This window comes from Curtobacterium uvaldense (assembly GCF_028307415.1).
Lineage (GTDB): Bacteria > Actinomycetota > Actinomycetes > Actinomycetales > Microbacteriaceae > Curtobacterium.
In genome coordinates this window covers 23,414-40,631 of sequence record NZ_JAQMHU010000015.1, presented here as the reverse complement: position 1 = coordinate 40,631, position 17,218 = coordinate 23,414, and the positions used below count along the sequence as shown (strand labels likewise).

Annotated in this window: 14 protein-coding genes and 1 other RNA gene; 3 read left to right on the top strand and 12 right to left on the bottom strand. The window is 73.4% G+C overall.

Features of this window, described 5'->3' with window-relative positions:
- Positions 1 to 168: 168 nt before the first annotated feature.
- From PIJ49_RS10295 to PIJ49_RS10285, 3 genes are read right to left on the bottom strand one after another with little or no spacing between them, the layout of a single operon-like run.
- The gene (locus PIJ49_RS10295) at positions 169 to 3,141 is read right to left on the bottom strand and encodes a bifunctional [glutamine synthetase] adenylyltransferase/[glutamine synthetase]-adenylyl-L-tyrosine phosphorylase (protein WP_271826536.1); all 2,973 of its coding nucleotides are present in this window, start codon (positions 3,139 to 3,141) and stop codon (positions 169 to 171) included.
- A gap of 21 nt (positions 3,142 to 3,162) precedes the next feature.
- Positions 3,163 to 4,500 (bottom strand): type I glutamate--ammonia ligase, encoded by a 1,338-nt coding sequence (gene glnA / locus PIJ49_RS10290; RefSeq protein ID WP_066654028.1) that lies wholly within the window; start codon positions 4,498 to 4,500, stop codon positions 3,163 to 3,165.
- A gap of 36 nt (positions 4,501 to 4,536) precedes the next feature.
- Entirely contained in the window at positions 4,537 to 4,716 is a 180-nt protein-coding gene (locus tag PIJ49_RS10285; RefSeq protein ID WP_066654026.1) for an SPOR domain-containing protein, read from the bottom strand.
- Between the two features lie 633 nt (positions 4,717 to 5,349).
- Here PIJ49_RS10285 and map point away from each other — a divergent pair.
- The 3 genes from map to rnpB all read left to right on the top strand — a co-directional run bounded on the left by map (position 5,350) and on the right by rnpB (position 7,593).
- Positions 5,350 to 6,213, top strand: coding sequence for a type I methionyl aminopeptidase (gene map, locus PIJ49_RS10280; protein ID WP_066658125.1), 864 nt, complete (start codon positions 5,350 to 5,352; stop codon positions 6,211 to 6,213).
- Positions 6,214 to 6,241: 28 nt separating this feature from the next.
- The gene (gene ppgK, locus PIJ49_RS10275) at positions 6,242 to 6,991 is read left to right on the top strand and encodes a polyphosphate--glucose phosphotransferase (protein WP_066654024.1); all 750 of its coding nucleotides are present in this window, start codon (positions 6,242 to 6,244) and stop codon (positions 6,989 to 6,991) included.
- Positions 6,992 to 7,238: 247 nt separating this feature from the next.
- Positions 7,239 to 7,593, top strand: an RNA gene (gene rnpB, locus PIJ49_RS10270) — RNase P RNA component class A.
- A gap of 100 nt (positions 7,594 to 7,693) precedes the next feature.
- Here rnpB and PIJ49_RS10265 read toward each other — a convergent pair.
- The 9 genes from PIJ49_RS10265 to PIJ49_RS10225 all read right to left on the bottom strand — a co-directional run bounded on the left by PIJ49_RS10265 (position 7,694) and on the right by PIJ49_RS10225 (position 17,170).
- Positions 7,694 to 8,428, bottom strand: coding sequence for a zinc ribbon domain-containing protein (locus PIJ49_RS10265; RefSeq protein ID WP_066654022.1), 735 nt, complete (start codon positions 8,426 to 8,428; stop codon positions 7,694 to 7,696).
- On the bottom strand, positions 8,425 to 9,336 hold the full coding sequence (locus tag PIJ49_RS10260; protein WP_271826535.1) for a Nif3-like dinuclear metal center hexameric protein: 912 nt from the start codon (positions 9,334 to 9,336) through the stop codon (positions 8,425 to 8,427). The genes PIJ49_RS10265 and PIJ49_RS10260 overlap by 4 nt, the downstream gene beginning before the upstream one ends.
- A 39-nt stretch (positions 9,337 to 9,375) precedes the next feature.
- Positions 9,376 to 10,512 carry a hypothetical protein gene (locus PIJ49_RS10255; RefSeq protein WP_271826534.1) on the bottom strand — a complete coding sequence of 379 codons (1,137 nt, stop codon included), beginning with the start codon at positions 10,510 to 10,512 and terminating at the stop codon, positions 9,376 to 9,378.
- Between the two features lie 106 nt (positions 10,513 to 10,618).
- Positions 10,619 to 11,203, bottom strand: coding sequence for an RBBP9/YdeN family alpha/beta hydrolase (locus PIJ49_RS10250; RefSeq protein ID WP_251154983.1), 585 nt, complete (start codon positions 11,201 to 11,203; stop codon positions 10,619 to 10,621).
- Between the two features lie 58 nt (positions 11,204 to 11,261).
- Positions 11,262 to 12,227: a helix-turn-helix transcriptional regulator gene (locus tag PIJ49_RS10245; RefSeq protein WP_209682893.1), complete on the bottom strand. Its 966-nt coding sequence runs from the start codon at positions 12,225 to 12,227 to the stop codon at positions 11,262 to 11,264.
- Between the two features lie 142 nt (positions 12,228 to 12,369).
- Positions 12,370 to 12,783 carry an ATP-binding protein gene (locus PIJ49_RS10240; RefSeq protein ID WP_066654013.1) on the bottom strand — a complete coding sequence of 138 codons (414 nt, stop codon included), beginning with the start codon at positions 12,781 to 12,783 and terminating at the stop codon, positions 12,370 to 12,372.
- Positions 12,780 to 13,118, bottom strand: coding sequence for an STAS domain-containing protein (locus tag PIJ49_RS10235; protein WP_066654011.1), 339 nt, complete (start codon positions 13,116 to 13,118; stop codon positions 12,780 to 12,782). Before PIJ49_RS10235 ends, PIJ49_RS10240 begins: the two co-directional genes overlap by 4 nt.
- 57 nt (positions 13,119 to 13,175) lie before the next feature.
- Complete coding sequence (locus PIJ49_RS10230; RefSeq protein WP_251154982.1) at positions 13,176 to 14,390, bottom strand: multidrug effflux MFS transporter; 1,215 nt, start codon at positions 14,388 to 14,390, stop codon at positions 13,176 to 13,178.
- 128 nt (positions 14,391 to 14,518) lie between these two features.
- Positions 14,519 to 17,170, bottom strand: coding sequence for a phosphoenolpyruvate carboxylase (locus PIJ49_RS10225; protein ID WP_271826532.1), 2,652 nt, complete (start codon positions 17,168 to 17,170; stop codon positions 14,519 to 14,521).
- Positions 17,171 to 17,218 lie beyond the last annotated feature (48 nt).

Sequence of the window (17,218 nt, the reverse complement as noted above, 5' to 3'; positions counted from 1 at the left end):
TGCCCCGGTCCGCAGCCCCCGATCACGGTCCGGTCACGACGGGTGGGCCCGTGCCGGTCGGGGTACAGCGCGGCAGCCGTCGGGGGACGGCGGACGACATCAGGAATTCATCGACGACGACGTGTCACGTTCCCCCGCGGACGTCGGTCCGGGCGTGTCGCCCCACCCTCAGGCGCCGTAGAACTCCCGCTCGAAGACCTGGCGAGCGCGCCGTGTGACGCCGAGGTAGTCGTCCTCGAGCCGGGACGCCGATCCGGGCGGGTACTCCATCAGGCGCGCGATGCCCTCGAGCTGCACCCGGTCGACGGGCAGCACGTCGGTCGTCTTCCCGGACCAGAGCACGAGGGCGCTCCGGGTGCGGGACGCGAAGCGCCAGGCGGCGCCGAGGCGGTCGGCGTCCTCCGCCGCGACGAGTCCGGCGGCGGTGGCGGCGTCGAGCGCCTCGAGCGTCGAGGTGGTCCGGAGCCCGGGCACCGTCGTCGCGTGCTGCAGCTGCAGCAGCTGCACGAACCACTCCACGTCGCTGAGGGACCCGCGGCCGAGCTTCAGGTGCCGCGCTGGGTCGGCTCCGCGTGGCAGCCGCTCGGACTCGACGCGGGCCTTGATGCGCCGGACCTCGCGGACCGCCTGCTCGTCGATGTGCTCCGGGTACCGGGTCCGGTCCGCCAGGTGCTCGAAGTCCCGCAGGAGTCCGTCGTCGCCGACGGCACCACGGGCCCGGAGGAGCGCCTGCGCCTCCCACGTCAACGACCACCGGGCGTAGTACGCGCCGTACGATTCGAGCGTCCGCACCACCGGTCCGTTCTTCCCCTCCGGACGCAGGTCGATGTCGAGCTCGAACGGGTGGATGGCGTCGTCGGTCAGCCGCGACAGCTCACGGACGATGCGCTGCGCCGCCCGCGAGGCCTGCTCCGACTCGAGGCCCTCCGGCGCCCGGTACACGTAGAGCACGTCGGCGTCGGACCCGAAGCCGAGCTCCCGGCCACCGAAGCGTCCCATCGCGACGATGCCGAACGCGAGGCCCTCGGGAGCGTCCCGCCGCGCGAGGGTGAGCGCTCCGGTCAGGGTCGCCTCGGAGACGTCGGACAGCGCCGGACCGAGTGCGTCCACGTCGAGGTGGCCCAGCACTGCGGCCATGCCGAGCCGGAGCGTCTCGCGACGTCGGGCGGACCGGACGAGGGCGGCGGCACCGTCGACGTCGTCACCGTGTCGGGCGGTCGTCGCGGCGTGTTCGGCGAGCAGGGACGCCAGCGGTCGGGGCCGGAGGAGCGTCTCCGGTTCGTCGAGCCACGCGACCGCTTCGGGGAAGCGCTCGAGCAACCCGGCGAGGAACGCCGACTCGGACAGCACGGTCGTCAGGGAGTGCGCGGCGCCCGACGAGTCGCGGAGCATGCGGAGGAACCAGCTCGACTCCCCCAGCGTGTCGCTGAGGCGCCGGAACGCCAGGAGCGCCCGGTCCGGAGCCGGCCCCTCGGCCATCCACCGCAGGAGCACGGGGAGCAGGTTGCGCTGTATCGCGGCCCGCCGGCTCGTGCCCTGCGTGAGCGCGCGGATGTGGCCGAGCGCGCCCGAGGGGTCCGCGAAGCCGATCGCGCCGAGGCGGTCGGCCGCCTGGTCGTTCGTCAGGACGATGTCACCGTCGGTCGCGGCCACCGCCGAGAGCAGCGGTCGGTAGAAGAGCCGCTCGTGGAGCCCGCGGACCTCGAGCTTCACGCCGCGCCACCGCTGCTCCAGCGCCGCCGCCGAGGTCGCGAGCCCGGTCGAGCGTGCGAGCACCCGGAGCTCGTCCTCGTCGGAGGGCATGAGGTGCGTGCGCTGCAGTCGTCGGAGCTGGATGCGGTGCTCGAGGAGGCGCAGCAGGGCGTAGTCGGGGCCGAAGCGTGCGGCCTCGGGTCGGCCCACGTACCCGGCGGCGGCCAGGGCGTCCATCGCCTCGAGCGTCGAGCGGACCCGCACGGTGTCGTCGTCGCGGCCGTGCACGAGCTGCAGGAGCTGCACGGTGAACTCGACGTCGCGCAGCCCGCCCGGCCCGAGCTTGATCTGCCGGTCGACCTCGTCGTCCGGGATGTGCTCGGTGACGCGTTCCCGCATCCGCTGCACCGACTCGACGAACCCGGGCCGGCCGGCGGAACTCCAGACGAACGGGGCGACCGCTGCGGCGTAGCGCTCCCCCAGGTCCCGACTGCCGGCGATCGGCCGCGCCTTGAGCAGCGCCTGGAACTCCCACCCCTTCGCCCAGCGCTCGTAGTACGCCACGTGCGAGTCGAGCGTCCGGACGAGCGCGCCGTCCTTGCCCTCCGGCCGCAGGTTGGCGTCGACCTCCCACAGTGCCGGTTCGGCCGCGAGGTCGGTGATGGCGTGCGTCGCCGCGATCGCCAGCCGCGTCGCGATGAGGACGGCGCGGTCGGTTCCGACGCCGGAGCCGGCCTCGTCGTCACGGGTCGACTCGGTGACGAAGATGACGTCGACGTCGCTGACGTAGTTGAGCTCGCGTGCGCCGGCCTTCCCCATGCCGATCACGGCGAGCGGGGTCGCCTCGACGTCGGCGGCGGGGAACGGGACCTCGCGCCGGGCGACGGCGACCGCCGCCTCGAGCGCCGCGGCGGCCAGGTCGGCGAGCCCCGCGGCGACCGCCGGGAACGCCTCGGTCGGGGCGGGGTGCAGCACGTCGAACAGGGCGATCTGCGCCAGGTGCCGCCGGTAGCGCACCCGCAGCCGGAGGCGGGCGTCCTCACCGGTGGCGTCCGCGACCGCGTCGGCCAGCGACTCCGTGTACGCCTCCTGCGACCACGGCGGGGTGACCGGCTCGAGCAGCAGCGCGATCTCCGCCGGACGACGGTGGAGGAACTCCCCGAGCCCCGTCGACGCACCGAGCAACCGGACGAGCCGCTCGGTGGCCGCCCGGTCAGCCAGGACCGGCCGCAGCTCGTCCGGCGCACGCTCGAGGAGCCGCTCGAGCAGCCGGAGCGCACCGTCGGGATCGGCCGTGGACTCCCACAGGGCCGGGGCGTCGGCGACCGGCACCCGTAGGTCGGGGCCGAACCGGGCCTCCAGGCCGGCGATCCGCTCCAGGCTCTCCGACAGCTCCGCGAAGCCCAGGCGGGCCATCTCGGAACGGGACGTCTTCGTCCGACCGGTCATGGGTGGCGCACCGGGCGGCTGCTAGAGCGCGCCGAGGTTCGTGCGGAGCTCGAACGGCGTGACCTGGTCGCGGTAGGCCTTCCACTCCTGCCGCTTGTTGAGCAGCACGAAGTTGAAGACCTGCTCGCCCAGGGTCTCGGCGACGAGCTCCGAGTCCTCCATCAGACCGAGCGCGTGGTCGAGGCTGGCCGGGAGCTGCTTGTAGCCGAGGGCCTTGCGCTCGGCGTCGGACAGGCTCCAGACGTTGTCCTCGGCCTCCGGCGGGAGCTCGTAGCCCTCGTCGATGCCCTTGAGGCCCGCCGCGAGGAGCAGCGAGTACGCCAGGTACGGGTTCGCGGCGGAGTCGATGCCGCGGTACTCGACGCGGGCGGACTGGCCCTTGTTCGGCTTGTACAGCGGCACGCGGACCAGGGCCGAACGGTTGTTGTGGCCCCAGGTCACGAAGGACGGGGCCTCGTCACCGCCCCACAGGCGCTTGTACGAGTTGACGAACTGGTTCGTCACGGCGGTGATCTCCGGCGCGTGCCGCAGCACACCGGCGATGAAGTGCTTCGCGGTCTGCGACAGCTGGTACTCGCCGCCGGCCTCGTAGAAGGCGTTCTGGTCGCCCTCGAAGAGCGAGACGTGCGTGTGCATGCCGGAGCCGGGCTGCCCCGACAGCGGCTTCGGCATGAAGGTCGCGTAGACGCCCTGCTCGATCGCGACCTCCTTCACCACCGTGCGGAAGGTCATGATGTTGTCCGCCATCGTCAGCGCGTCGGCGTAGCGGAGGTCGATCTCGTTCTGCCCGGGGCCCGCCTCGTGGTGGGAGAACTCCACCGAGATGCCGAGGTCCTCGAGCATGCGCACCGAGCGGCGGCGGAAGTCGTGGGCGCTGCCGCCGGGGACGTTGTCGAAGTAGCCGGCCTGGTCGACGGGCTGCGGGCCGCCGTCCGCCCAGTCGCGGCTCTTCAGCAGGTAGAACTCGATCTCGGGGTGCGTGTAGAAGGTGAACCCACGGTCGCTCGCCTTCGCCAGCGTCCGCTTCAGCACGTTGCGAGGGTCGGCGACGGCGGGCTGGCCGTCGGGCGTCGTGATGTCGCAGAACATCCGCGCCGTCGGGTCGACCTCGCCCCGCCAGGGCAGGATCTGGAACGTCGAGGGGTCCGGGTGCGCCAGGACGTCGGCCTCGTAGGAGCGCGTGAGGCCCTCGATCGCGGAGCCGTCGAACCCGATGCCCTCCGCGAAGGCCCCCTCGACCTCGGCCGGGGCGATCGCGACGGACTTCAGCGTGCCGATGACGTCGGTGAACCAGAGTCGGATGAACTTGATGCCCCGCTCCTCGATGGTGCGGAGCACGAAGTCCGTCTGCTTGTCCATGGACGCCCTTTCCGTGGTGCTGCTGGGGCTCCCAGCCTATTGGTCCGCGTCGTCCCAGCGCTCGTTGTTCGCCTTGATGCGGTCCAGGGCGTGTTGCGCGTCCTCGCGGGTGTCGAACGGGCCGATGCGGTCGCGCTGCGGCGACTGCGGGCCCTGCTCCACCTCGTGCGTCTTCTCGTTGAACCACCACTGGGACTCGATGCGTTCGTCGCTCATGGCGCCACCGTACCCACGGCGGTCGGGCGGTGCCCGCGCGCGACGGGTGCGGGGTCGGACCGCGCTCGCGCGCGGCGCGCGGCGGGTGCGCAGCCGAGTCTCGGGCTGCGCGACAGTCTTCGCGCACCGGGGCGCGCGATCGGTCGCTCAGCTCGAGACTCGCGGGGTCGCGGACCGGGGACGGTCGCGGGGCCCGGCCGGGCGGTGGCGGCGACCGGCCTGGAGGCTCGGTGCCGGTCCGGCGGGCCGGCACCGCTCCTCCAGGCCGTCGCGTCGGGCGCGGGGCGCTGGGCGGGCGGTCCTGAGGGCGGGTTCGAGCCGGGGCGTCGCCGGTGCCCCGCGCGGCGCCGCGAGACGCCGGCGTCACCGCCGGACGCCCTCGGCACCGCGAGACGCCGCCGGATCTCGCGGCGTCTCGGCACGGACGGGGCGTCTCGCACCGACGCCGGTGTCTCGCGCACGTGTCGGTCGGCGCGGCGTCTCGGCACCGGCGAGGGCGGCTCGGCACCGGCGAGGCGTGTCACGCACGTGCCGCGTCTCGCGCACGTGCGGGGCGTCTCGCGCGGCCGCAGTCGTCTCGGCGCCGGCGTGCGGCGGGACGGCGGCCTGCCGCACCCGGTTAGAGTGGTCGGCATGCCCCGGGACGAACACGGACACCTGACCGCCGGCCGGATCTCCCCCCAGCGCCCCGTGCCGAAGGACATCGAGCGTCCCGAGTACGTCGGGCGCGTCGAGCCCCACGAGCACGGACTCGGTGACACGTACACGCCGGACGAGGTCGAGCTGATCCGGGCCGCGGGACGCATCGCCTCGCAGGCCATCGACGCCGTCGGGGACGCCATCCGCCCCGGGGTCACCACCGACGAGCTCGACCGGATCGGCCACGAGTTCGTCGTGTCCCACGGGGCCTACCCCTCCACGCTCGGCTACCGCGGGTACCCCAAGTCGCTCTGCTCGAGCCTGAACGAGGTCATCTGCCACGGCATCCCGGACGACACCGTGCTGCAGGAGGGTGACCTGGTCAACATCGACATCACCGCCTACAAGGACGGCATGCACGGCGACACGAACCGCACGTTCGTCGTCGGGCAGGCGTCGCAGGAGGTGCAGGACCTGGTCGACCGCACCCGCACCGCGCTCGAGCGCGGGATCAAGGCCGTGGCCCCCGGACGGCAGGTCAACGTCATCGGACGAGCGATCGAGGCCTACGCGAAGCGCTTCGGCTACGGCGTCGTCCGTGACTACACCGGTCACGGCGTCGGTCGTGCCTTCCACTCCGGGCTGATCATCCCCCACTACGACGCGCCGCGCTTCGACGACGTCATGGAGCCGGGCATGGTGTTCACCATCGAGCCCATGCTCACGCTCGGCGGCATCGAGGCCGACATCTGGTCGGACGACTGGACCGTCAGCACCCGCGACAAGTCCTGGACCGCACAGTTCGAACACACCCTCGTCGTCACCGAGCGCGGCGCGGAACTCCTCACCGTCTCCTGACGGACACTCTCGAAAGGCACCGCTTCTCATGACCTCCCTCGCAGTCGGCGTCGACATCGGCGGTACGGGCATCAAGGGCGCGATCGTCGACGTCGCCACCGGCGAGCTCACGACCGACCGGATCAAGAAGGCCACCCCCGAGGGCGGCAAGCCGCACGACATCGTCGCGGTCGCGAAGTCGATCCTCGACGAACTCGCTCCGGCGGCGGACGTGCCCGTCGGGGTCTGCTTCCCCGCGATCGTCCGTGACGGCAAGACCATGTCGGCTGCGAACGTGTCGAAGAAGTGGATCGGCTTCGAGGCCGAGGCGCTCTTCGAGAAGGAGCTCGGTCGCTCCATCCACTTCGTCAACGACGCCGACGCCGCCGGGTTCGCCGAGCAGCAGTTCGGCGCCGCGAAGGGCAAGGACGGGCTCGTGGTCGTCACGACCCTGGGCACCGGGATCGGCACGGCGCTGATCAACGACGGCGTGCTCATCGTCAACTCCGAGCTCGGCCACCTGGAGATCGACGGGCACGACGCCGAGACGAAGGCCTCGTTCGCGGCCAAGGAGCGGGACGAGCTGTCCTGGAAGCACTGGGCGAAGCGCCTGCAGAAGTACTACTCGACGCTCGAGGCCCTGCTCTCCCCCGAGCTCTTCGTCGTCGGCGGCGGCGTGTCGAAGCACCACGAGGAGTTCCTGCCGCTGCTCGACCTGCAGGCGGACATCATCCCCGCGACCCTCCGGAACAACGCCGGCATCATCGGGGCAGCGACCCTGGCGGCGCGTAGCAAGTAGGCGGCGCTGCCGACAGCGCTGCTCCTGCCCGTCCGCCGGCGGCCGGCTCCGGCTGTCCGGCGAGCGGGCAGGACATGCCGCGCGTGCTCCGACGAACGGGTGCGATCGGTCGGGTGTCAGCGTCGAGCGTGACAGATCTGGCCCGCTCGGCGAACGACGGCGGGGCACGAGGAGGCCGGACGCCGGGACCGTCGGCAGCAGGCGGGCGCGGGACGGGGGTCGGCAGCGGTAGACTCGGGGGTGCGAACGGGTCGGTGAGACGGTCGCGTCACTCCCCCGGGAGTGCCGAGGAACGTCCGGGCTCCACAGAGCAGGGCGGTGGGTAACACCCACCCGGAGCAATCCGCGAGACAGTGCCACAGAAAGCAGACCGCCGGCGGCGACGTCGGTAAGGGTGAAACGGTGGTGTAAGAGACCACCAGGGGTCCGGGTGACCGGATCCGCTCGGTAAACCTCGCCCGGAGCAAGGTCAGACAGAGGACGACGAGGCTGCTCGCTGAGTCCTCGGGTGGACCGCTGGAGGCCGGCGGCAACGTCGGTCCGAGAGAGATGGCCGTCACCGCGAGAGCGGGACAGAACCCGGCGTACGGCCGGCCCGTTCGCACACACGACACCACGAGCGCGCCCCGCGCGTCCCCACCGACGACGGACGGGAGGCTCGTGGCGGTGTCGCCACGAGCCTCCCGTCCGGTGGTCCCGCGTCTACAGGCCGGACTCGGCCGTGCGCACCAGGATCGCGTCGCTGTCGGGGCAGAGCACGACGTCGTCGGGCGCGGCCCGACGGATGTCCTGCAGGTCCGAGTTCGTGAGGGTCACGCCCGAGGCGGTCGAGACCCCGCCCTGCAGCAGCGACGCACCGAAGCCGTAGCGGGCACGCTGCCGGTCGTACAGCGCCAGCAGGTCCGCGGGCACCTTCGTGGCGACGGCCGCACGGCTCTGGACCGCCGACTCGCGGTCGGCCTCGGCACGGGCGATCTCGGAGTCACGTTCCGCGACCAGCGTGGCACGGTCCGCCTCGACCCCGGCGAGCTTCGCCTCGATGTCCCCGACGCGAGCGCGGTGCACGTCGAGCTGCTCCATCACCTCGAGCTCGGCGGTCTCCAGGTCGCCGATGCGGCGACGGAGGGACTCCATCTCGCTCTCGAGCCCGGCGGCGTCCTTCGCGCTGGAGACGTTCTGCAGCATCGTCGTGTCGCGCTCGATGCGGGCCTGCGCCGTCGCGGTGTCCGACTCGAGGCGTGTGCGTTCCCGTTCGGCGTCCTCGACCTGGCCGGTCGCGGCGGCGAGTTCGGCGCGCAACGAGGCGGCGGTCGTGCCGAGCTCCGTGAGACGGTCGCCCTTCTGCAGGGCGGTGATGCGGTGCGACAGACGGGTCACGTCGTTGTCGAGGCGCTGGAGGTCGAGGAGGACGACCTGGTCCTCGGGTGCTGCCTTCACGGTCGGTCTCCTTCGGGGGCGGGGGTGGGAGCGGCGGTGCCGGTCGAGCCGGAGCCGTCCGCAGCGATCGGTCCGGGTGTCGGCTCGGCCGCGGGCAGGACGGCGAAGTCCCAGGGGTCGGTGCGCAGGTCGCTGACGGTCACGCGGACGCCGGCGAGTCGTCGGAGCTGCTCGGCGGCGACGTCGAGCCAGAGCCACTCGGTCGCCCAGTGCGAGGTGTCCACCAGCGCCGGGCCGTCGACGAGCAGGGCCTGCTCGCGGAACTCCGAGGCGGGGTGGTGCCGGAGGTCGCTCGTGACGTAGACGTCGGCGGTGCGGACCGCGGCGTTGCCGAGGTAGGCGTCGCCGGCCCCGGCGCACAGCGCGACCGTGCGGACGGGCCGGTCGAAGTCGCCCGAGACCCGGACCCCGGTCGCCGTCGGCGGCAGGAGGTCGACGAGCTGCCGGGCGAGCGCGCCCAGGGTGGTCCCGTGCGGCAGGACCCCGACACGACCGATGCCGGTGCCGGTGCCGGGATCGGCGCCCGGCTCGAGCGGCCGCTGCTCGGAGAGGCCCAGCCGGTCCGCGAGCACGGCCGAGGTACCGGTCGTCACGACGTCGGCGTTCGTGTGCGCGGCCAGCAGGGCGGTCCCGCCCCGCACGAGTGTCGCGAGGACCCGTCCCTTGGCGGTCGTCTCGTCGATCGTGGTGACGCCGCGGAGCAGGAGCGGGTGGTGGGTGAGGAGCAGGTCGGCACCCACGGCGACCGCCTCGTCCGCCGTGGCCGGCACGGCGTCGACGGCGAGGTGGACGTGCTCGACCGGCTGGTCCGGGTGCCCGGAGACGAGCCCCACGGCATCCCAGGACTCGGCGCCGGCGGAGGGCCACAGGTCCTCGATCACGGCCTGGAGTTCGCGGAGCGTCGGCATCCCGTCAGTCTACCGAGCCGCAGGCGGGGTCCGGATCGCTCAGCGGCGGCCGAACAGGGACCGCAGACGTGCCACGAGGCGCGCCCACCAGCCGGGTCCGGTGCTGTCCGTCGTCGGCGCGTGCTCGTCGTCGTGGCTCGCCGTGGTCTCGCTCGCGGGCAGGGCCACCGCCTCGGGCAGCACGACCGGCGTGCTCGCCGTCGCACCGGTGTGCGCGGTCAGCGCGGCCGCGAAGGCAGCCCGGTCGATGACGGTGGGCCCGGTGGCCGGCTGGACGAGCGGAGCGGGCCGGGTCGCGGCCGACAGGGGCGAGCCGACCGGGAGGCCCAGCACCGGCCGGACCGGCAGCTCGCGGCCCGGGGTGGTCGCCGCAGCGTCGACGGCACCCGAGCCCGTGGTCGCGAGGACCCCGGTCGTGGTCGGTGCGGTCGTGGCCCGCTGGACGGGTCGCGTCGGGGTCGCGACGTCGGTCCGGGGTGCGGCGGCGCGCGGGGCGGCTGCTGCACGCACCGGCGTCGGCACCGGTGCTGTGGCGGCGCGTCGGGCGGCGGCACGATCACGGCGCGCGACCTCGTCCGCTGCGTCGGCGAGCAGGTCCGCGAAGACGGCGCGGGCGAACGCACGCGCGGCGTCGACCTCGGCGTCGTCGAGGTGGGCGACGGTGGCCTCCCAGGCGGCGAGGCGCGCGAGGTCCTCGTCGCGGCGGCGGACCTCGTCCTCGAGCAGCACGATGCGGTCGATCGTGGTGCGGCCGCTCGTGGCGGAGACCTCGACCGCCAGGTCCTCGATGCGCAGGGCGATCCGGGCGGGCGGCTCGGGGAACGACGGGGCGCAGGCCGCGACGTGCCGTGCACGGTCTCGACGACGGAAGGCGGTGGGCTCCGAGTGCTCGGCGGCGGGCGCGGCAGCGGCGGGTACGAGCGCGGGTGCGGGTTCGTCCGACGCCGACCCGGGCTCGGGCTCGGGCTCGGCAGCAGCCGCACCAGGGCCGACGGGCACGGCGGGCTCGGCGACGGCGTCCGTGGTCACCGGGCGCTGCACCGGACCCGTGACCGGCGGCACCACGAGGTCCGCCAGGTACGGCGTACGGGTGGCCGGGACGTCTCGGAGCCACTCCTCGAGCTCGCGACCGAACGGGTCGACGAGGGGGGTGCGCGCACCGGGCTGGGTCTCCATGTGACGCAGGATAGATATCACGTGCGCCGGATGCGGGGAGATCCGCGGTGTGTCGCGCATCCCGCACTCTCGGACGTGACGTACCGGGTCGGAGATGAGCGGCGTGTCAGGGCCTCGGGAGCGACTCCGCGAAGTCGTCGAGCAGGCGCCGACCCTCGTCCCAGGCACCGACACCGCTCGCGACGTTCACGTGCTGCCGGTCCCCCACCCGGACCACCCGGGACCCGAGCGTGCCGGCGAACGCGACGGCTCGGTCGACGGAGCAGTACGGGTCGTCGTCGCTGACCACGAGCACGGTCGGTACCGCGACGGGTCGGCGCGGAGCGCGGAAGCCGGCAGCCTCGGCGGGGAACACCGGCGCCCCGGGGTCCGGGGGTGCCACCAGGAACGCGCCGACGACCCGCTCGTGAGCGCCGTCGACGACGTGCTCTGCCAACCAGTCGGCCACCGCCAGGACGCCCAGGCTGTGCGCGACGAGCACCGGCGGCCGGGAGCAGGCGTCGACGGCCTCGGTGATCGCCCGGCTCCAGTCGCCGGGCTCCGGGTCCGACCAGGACCTCGGTGCGATGCGTACCGCACCGTCGGCGCGCTCGTCCTGCCAGCGGGACTGCCAGTGCTCGGGGTCAGACCCCCAGATGCCCGGGACGACGACCCAGGGGTGCCGGTCCGCCGGGCGCAGCTGCTCCTCCATCCGGGCAGCGTAGCGGGCATCCGGGCAGCGGAGCGGGCAGCCCTGGCGGCGACGGCCGTCAGCTGTGCAGGGTGTCGCGCGGGTACTCGCCGAACCGCGCCGAGTAGGCAGCCGAGAACCGACCGAGGTGCGCGAAGCCCCACCGGACCGCGACCGCGGCGACCGTGAGCTCCCCCGGGGTGCCCCGGTGGAGCTCCTCGCGCACGCGGTCCATCCGGATGCCACGGAGCATGGCGTTCGGGGCGGTCCCGACCTGCCGCTGGAACGCCTGCTGCAGCCCGCGGACGCTGAGTCCGACGTGTTCGGCCACGTCGGTGGTCGTGATCGGGGTGTGCGCGTAGGCGTGCATGTACTCGACCGCTTCGCGGACCCGGCTCGTCGCACCCTGCGGCATCGGGACCTCGGGCGCGATCTGCTCGTGCGGGAAGGTCCGCAGCATCGCGAGTGCGGTCTCGCGTGCGGTCTCGGCCATGACGAGCGGTGAGGGAGCCGCGGGGCCGAGGACGACCTGCGCGGCCCGTCGGACCTGTGCGTTCCACACCCGCAGGTCCTCGGCGTGCGGTCTCGCGGTGTGGTCGAAGACGATCGCGCCCGCCTGCCCGCCGTGCTCCTCCGCCGCGATGCCCTCGAGGAACCTCCGGTCGAAGTGCACGAGGTTCTGCCGGACGTCCTCGACCTCGAAGACGAAGGGCCGACCTGCCGGGAACACGAGCGCGTGCCCGGGAGCGAAGGACGCCTCGTCCCGACCGACGTCGACCGTGCCTCCGCCGTCGGTCGCCCACATGACGGCGTAGTCGTCGCCGGAGGACGCCTCACCCGTCGCGTGCGCGTCGAAGTGGGTCGACCGGAACGACATCGACGCGTCACCGACCGCCTTGAAGCGGTACCCGAACGACCGCGCGGTGTGGCGCGCAGCGAAGTGCGCGCCGTCGTACGCGTCCGAGAAGAGCTGGAGCGCCGCGCCGAGGTCGGTCCCCACGGCTTCGTAGCGCATCCGGGTGTCAGCGCGCGTCTCGGTCGTCACCGGACCGAGCGTGACACGACATCGCCGGTCCCGCATGCGCACCGTCCCGGGGTGCGCGGACCGGCTCCTCCCGTGCGGGAAACGGATGATGCGCGGGCCGGACGCGGAGACCGGTCAGCGGCGACCGGTCAGCGGCGGCCGGTCAGCGGCGGCCGCGCCGGACGACCCATCGGTTCCGGTCGTCGACCCGCTCGTAGCGCAGGTCGTCGACGACCATCTGCACGAGCGCGAGCCCGCGGCCGCCCTCGGCCAGCGCGTCCGGCAGGTGCGCCGCCGACGGGTCGACCAGGACCGGCACACCGTCGTCGGACAGCGACACCGTGACCTCGTCCGGGCCGACGTCCATCCGGAGCGAGCAGGACACCGGACGACCGCCGGCTCCGTGCTCGATGACGTTCGAGGCGAGCTCGACGAGGGCGAGTTCGAGCGCCATGCGGTCCTCGAGGGACAGCTCGGGCTCGTGTGCCCACACCGAGGACAGGAACGTGTGCACCGCCGTGACGTCGTCGGGCGGGCAGGCGAGGTCGAGGACGTGCTCGCCGGTGGCCACGGTCATGCCCAGTTCGTCACCGCGGCGTCCCCGTCCGGGTACGTCCGCAGGATCTTGTCGATGTTGGAGAGCTTGAGCACCATCTGCACCTGCTCGGAGGGGGCGGCGAGCCGCAGGTCTCCCCCGGCCTGGCGCGCGGTCTTCAGGCAGCCGACCAGGGCGCCCAGTCCGGACGAGTCCATGAATTCGACGCCGGAGAGCTCGACGACGAGACGCGAGCGTCCGCCCTCGACGACCTTCGCCACGGTCTCGCGGAAGGCTCCCGCGCTCACCATGTTGAGTCGTCCGCTGCACTCCAGCACGGCGGTGTCGTCTGTCGCCTCGTGTACGACGATGTCCATGCAGGGGCCTCCTCGGTTCGGTGCGGGTGCACCCTGCAACCTACCGGGTGTGAGCCGTCAGGCGGTACGGCCTCGCCGCGTCGCGAGGACCTGGACGACGACGGCGGCCGCCATGAGCGTCGCCATCACGGCGCCCATCGCGGTCGCGGTCCCGCCGAGCGCACCCGCGAGCGGCGTCCCGAGCCCGCCGAGTCCGAAGGTGAGACCGCCCTGCAGTGCGGCCGCGGTCCCCGGGTGGGCAGCGCCGACGTGCTGCGTCCGGGTCATGGCCGCGGGCAGCACGAACCCCCAGGCCCCGGTGACCACCGCGAGCCCGCACCAGACCGGCACGGGTCCCGCTCCGGCGAGGGCGGCGACCAGGACGACCGCGCTGCCGAGGGTCCCCGTGGCGAGCCCCGCGGTCAGCAGGGAGTCCTCGGAGAACCGGCCGACGACGCGGCGGAACACGAGCGTCGTGACGACCATCACCGAGGCGTTCGTCGCGAACACGAGCGTGTAACGCTGCTCCGAGAAGCCGTACTGCTGCTGGAACACGAACGAGCTCGTCGCGATGTAGGCGAAGAAGCCGATAGTCGAGAGCACCCCGGTCAGGACGTAGGCCCGGAAGCGCCCGATCGCGAGCAGGTCCCGGATGCGACGCCCGTTCGCCCGGAAGCCGGTCCCGCCCCGGGCGGCCGGCGGGAGGGTCTCACCGAAGCGCAGGACGACCGTGACGGCGAACGCCACCCCGAGCACGGCGAGGACGACGAACATCAGGCGCCAGGACCCGACGGTGAGCACGGCGCCGCCGGCCAGCGGTGCGACGACCGGCCCGACGGCGTTGATCGCGGCCAGGGTGCCGAACACCGTCGCCGCCCGTGGCCCCGAGGCCGTGTCGGAGACCATCGCACGACCGGCGACGGCTCCGGCCGCACCGGCGAGTCCCTGCAGCACGCGGGCGGCCACCAGGGTGCCCGCGTCCGGTGCGAGCGCACAGCCGACGGACGCCAGCGCGAAGCCGACGGTCCCGACGAGGAGCAGCGGTCGCCGTCCGGTGCCGTCGCTCACGGGCCCGGCGAGGAGCTGGCCGACCGCGAACGCGACGAGGAAGGCCGTGAGCGACAGCTGCACGACCCCGGGCGTGGTGTCGAGGTCGCGGGCGATCGTCGGGAGCGCCGGGATGTACATGTCGGTGGCGAAGGGCGAGACGCCGACGATCAGTGCCAGTGGGACGATCGGCGGCAGCCGGGTCGTCGCGGTCGTCGGTCCGGTCCCCGCGCGCTCCGTCGTCACCGACGCCACGCTACGCCTGCGCGGACCGATCCGCGACGGCCGTCGGGCACCACGCTGACCCGTGACGGACGGGAGGCGCGGTGCCCGCCGGCACCGCGCCTCCCGTCCGTGACGCGGTCGTGGGCGGATCAGCCCGTGTTCTGCAGACCGGCCGCGACCCCGTTGACGGTGAGCAGGAGCAGGCGGTGGTCGCCGTCCGTCGGGTCGGTGCTGCCGGAGGTCCGGATCGCCCGCAGGGCGCGCAGCTGCAGGTGCGACAGCGCGTCGACGTACGGGCTGCGCAGCCGCACGGCACGCGCGAGCACCGGACGGTCCTCGAGCACGTCGCTCCCGCCGGAGACCCGCAGCACCCAGTCGCGGGTGCGGAGCATCTCGTCGAGCACCTTGGCGGCCAGGTCGTCGCGGTCGGCGAGCTCGAGGTAGCGGCGGGCGATCTGCTCGTCGGTCTTCGCGAGCGACATCTCGACGTTCTTGATCATCGCGCCGAACAGCGGCCACTCCGCGTACGCGGCGCGCAGGGCATCGACGTCGCCGACGGCCTCGAGCGCGGAGCCGAGGCCGTACCACCCGGCGAGGTTGATGCGTGCCTGCGTCCACGAGAACACCCACGGGATCGCTCGGAGGTCCTCGAGCGACTCCACGCTCAGGCCGCGTCGGGCCGGGCGGGAGCCGAGCGGCAGGAGTCCGATCTCCTCCATCGGGGTGACGCGGGCGAACCACGGCGCGAAGCCGTCCGCCTTGACCAGGTCGTAGAACGCGCGGCGCGAGACGTCGTCGAGCTGCTGCGCGAGGTCGGCGAAGCGGGTCGCCGCGACGGCCGTGCGCTCCTCGTTCGACGGCGACGACGCGAACAGCGTCGCCGAGGCCATCTGCTCGAGGTGCCGTGCCGCGATGTCCTGGTCGCCGTACTGGGCGAAGATGACCTCGCCCTGCTCGGTGAGCTTGAGTCGCCCGTCGATCGACCCCGGCGGCTGTGCGAGGACCGCCTCGTTCGCCGGGCCACCACCGCGGCCGAGCGATCCGCCGCGGCCGTGGAACAGCGTCAGCTCGACGTCCTGCTCGCGCGCCCAGTCGGCGATCCGTGCCTGTGCGTCGTAGAGCGCCAGGTTCGCCGAGACCGGGCCGACGTCCTTCGACGAGTCGGAGTAGCCGAGCATGACCTCGAGCCGACGCCCGGTCGCCGCGAGCCGCCGCTGGAAGGGCTCGGTGCGCACGGCCTCGTCGAGGATGTCGAGGCTCGCGTGCAGGTCGGCGAACGTCTCGAACAACGGGATGACGTCGAGCACCGGGGCCGCGTCACCGCAGGCGGCACGGGCGAGCTCGTGCACGTTCGCCAGGTCGGCGGCCGACTGCGTGAAGGAGACGATGTAGCGGTGCGCGGCACGGACGCCGTAGCGCTGCTGCAGGTCCGCGACGGTGCGGAACACCGCGAGGACCTCCTCCGTGGTCTCGCTCAGCTCGCCGCCGGCCCGGATCTCCGCCAGGGCGTTCCGGTGCACCTGCGAGTGCTGACGGACCTCGAGCTCGGCGAGGTGGAACCCGAAGGTCTCGACCTGCCAGACGAGGTTCTGCAGGTCGCCGTTCGCGGTCCGGACGGCACCGGCGGCGACGAGCGACGCCTGGATCACCCGGAGGTCGGCGAGCAGTTCCTCGGGGTCGCCGTACGCCAGGCCCTCCTGGCCGCGGCGCGTCGCGCGGATGCGGGCGGCGACGAAGAGCAGTGCGCGACGGTGCGTCTCGTTCGGGGCACGGACGCCGATCCGCTCGGCGATGCCCGGGTCGAGCTGCTCCTGCGCTGCGACGAGGGCCTGCAGTCCGGCGTCCGCGGGGGTCTCGGCGGCGTCGAGCGTCAGTGCCGAGCCGATGCGGGTGGCTGCGCGGGAGAGGCCGAGCAGGATGTGCTCGGCGGCGATGTCGGCGGCCTGCTTGGTGACGCCGGCGGTGACGTGCGGGTTGCCGTCGCGGTCGCCGCCGATCCAGGTGCCGAAGCGCACGAAGGCCGGTGCGGTCACCGGGACCCGACCGGCGTCGTCGCCGAGCAGCCGGTCGTCGAGCAGGCGGTAGACCTGCGGAACGATCTCGAACAGGGTCTGGTCGAACACGCTCATCGCAGTGCGGACCTCGTCGAGCGGGGTCGGCCGGGTCGTGCGCAGCGGTGAGGTGCGCAGGAGCGTGGTGATCTCCTCGAGCAGCCGCCGCTCGTTCTCGGCGCGGGCGGTGGCGTTGCGGGAGCGGTCGCGCTCGTCGATGAGGTCGGTGATGCGCCGGACGGCCGTGGTGACCGCGCGACGGCGGGCCTCGGTCGGGTGGGCGGTGAGCACCGGGTGGAACCGCAGGTCGGCCAGGCGCGCGGCGGCCTCGTCGGCGCCGACCTGCTCGACGAGCGAGGCGTACGTCGCGGGGAACGAGTCGCCGGGCAGGCCGCCGTCGTCGCCCCGGGCACGGAGGACGCGCACGCGGTGGTGCTCCTCGGCCAGGTTCGTCAGGTGGAAGTACGTCGTGAACGCCTGGGCGACGGCCTCGGCCCGCTCGGCGGACATGCCGGCCACGATCGCCTCGGCACGGGCGGCGCCCTCGGCGTCGGAGCCCTCGTAGGCGTCGATGACGGCGGCGCGCAGGCTCTCGACGTCGTGCAGCAGCTCGTCACCCCCGGTCTCCCGCAGCACCCGCCCGAGCAGGTTGCCGAGGTACCGGACGTCCGCGCGCAGGTCGCTGTCGACCGCGCCGCTGACGTCGTCCCGTGCGCGCCCGTGGCGCGTCGATCCGTCGATCGCCGTCATGGGTTCCTCTCACGTTGCGCCGGGACCGCGTCCCGGGTCCCCAGCACT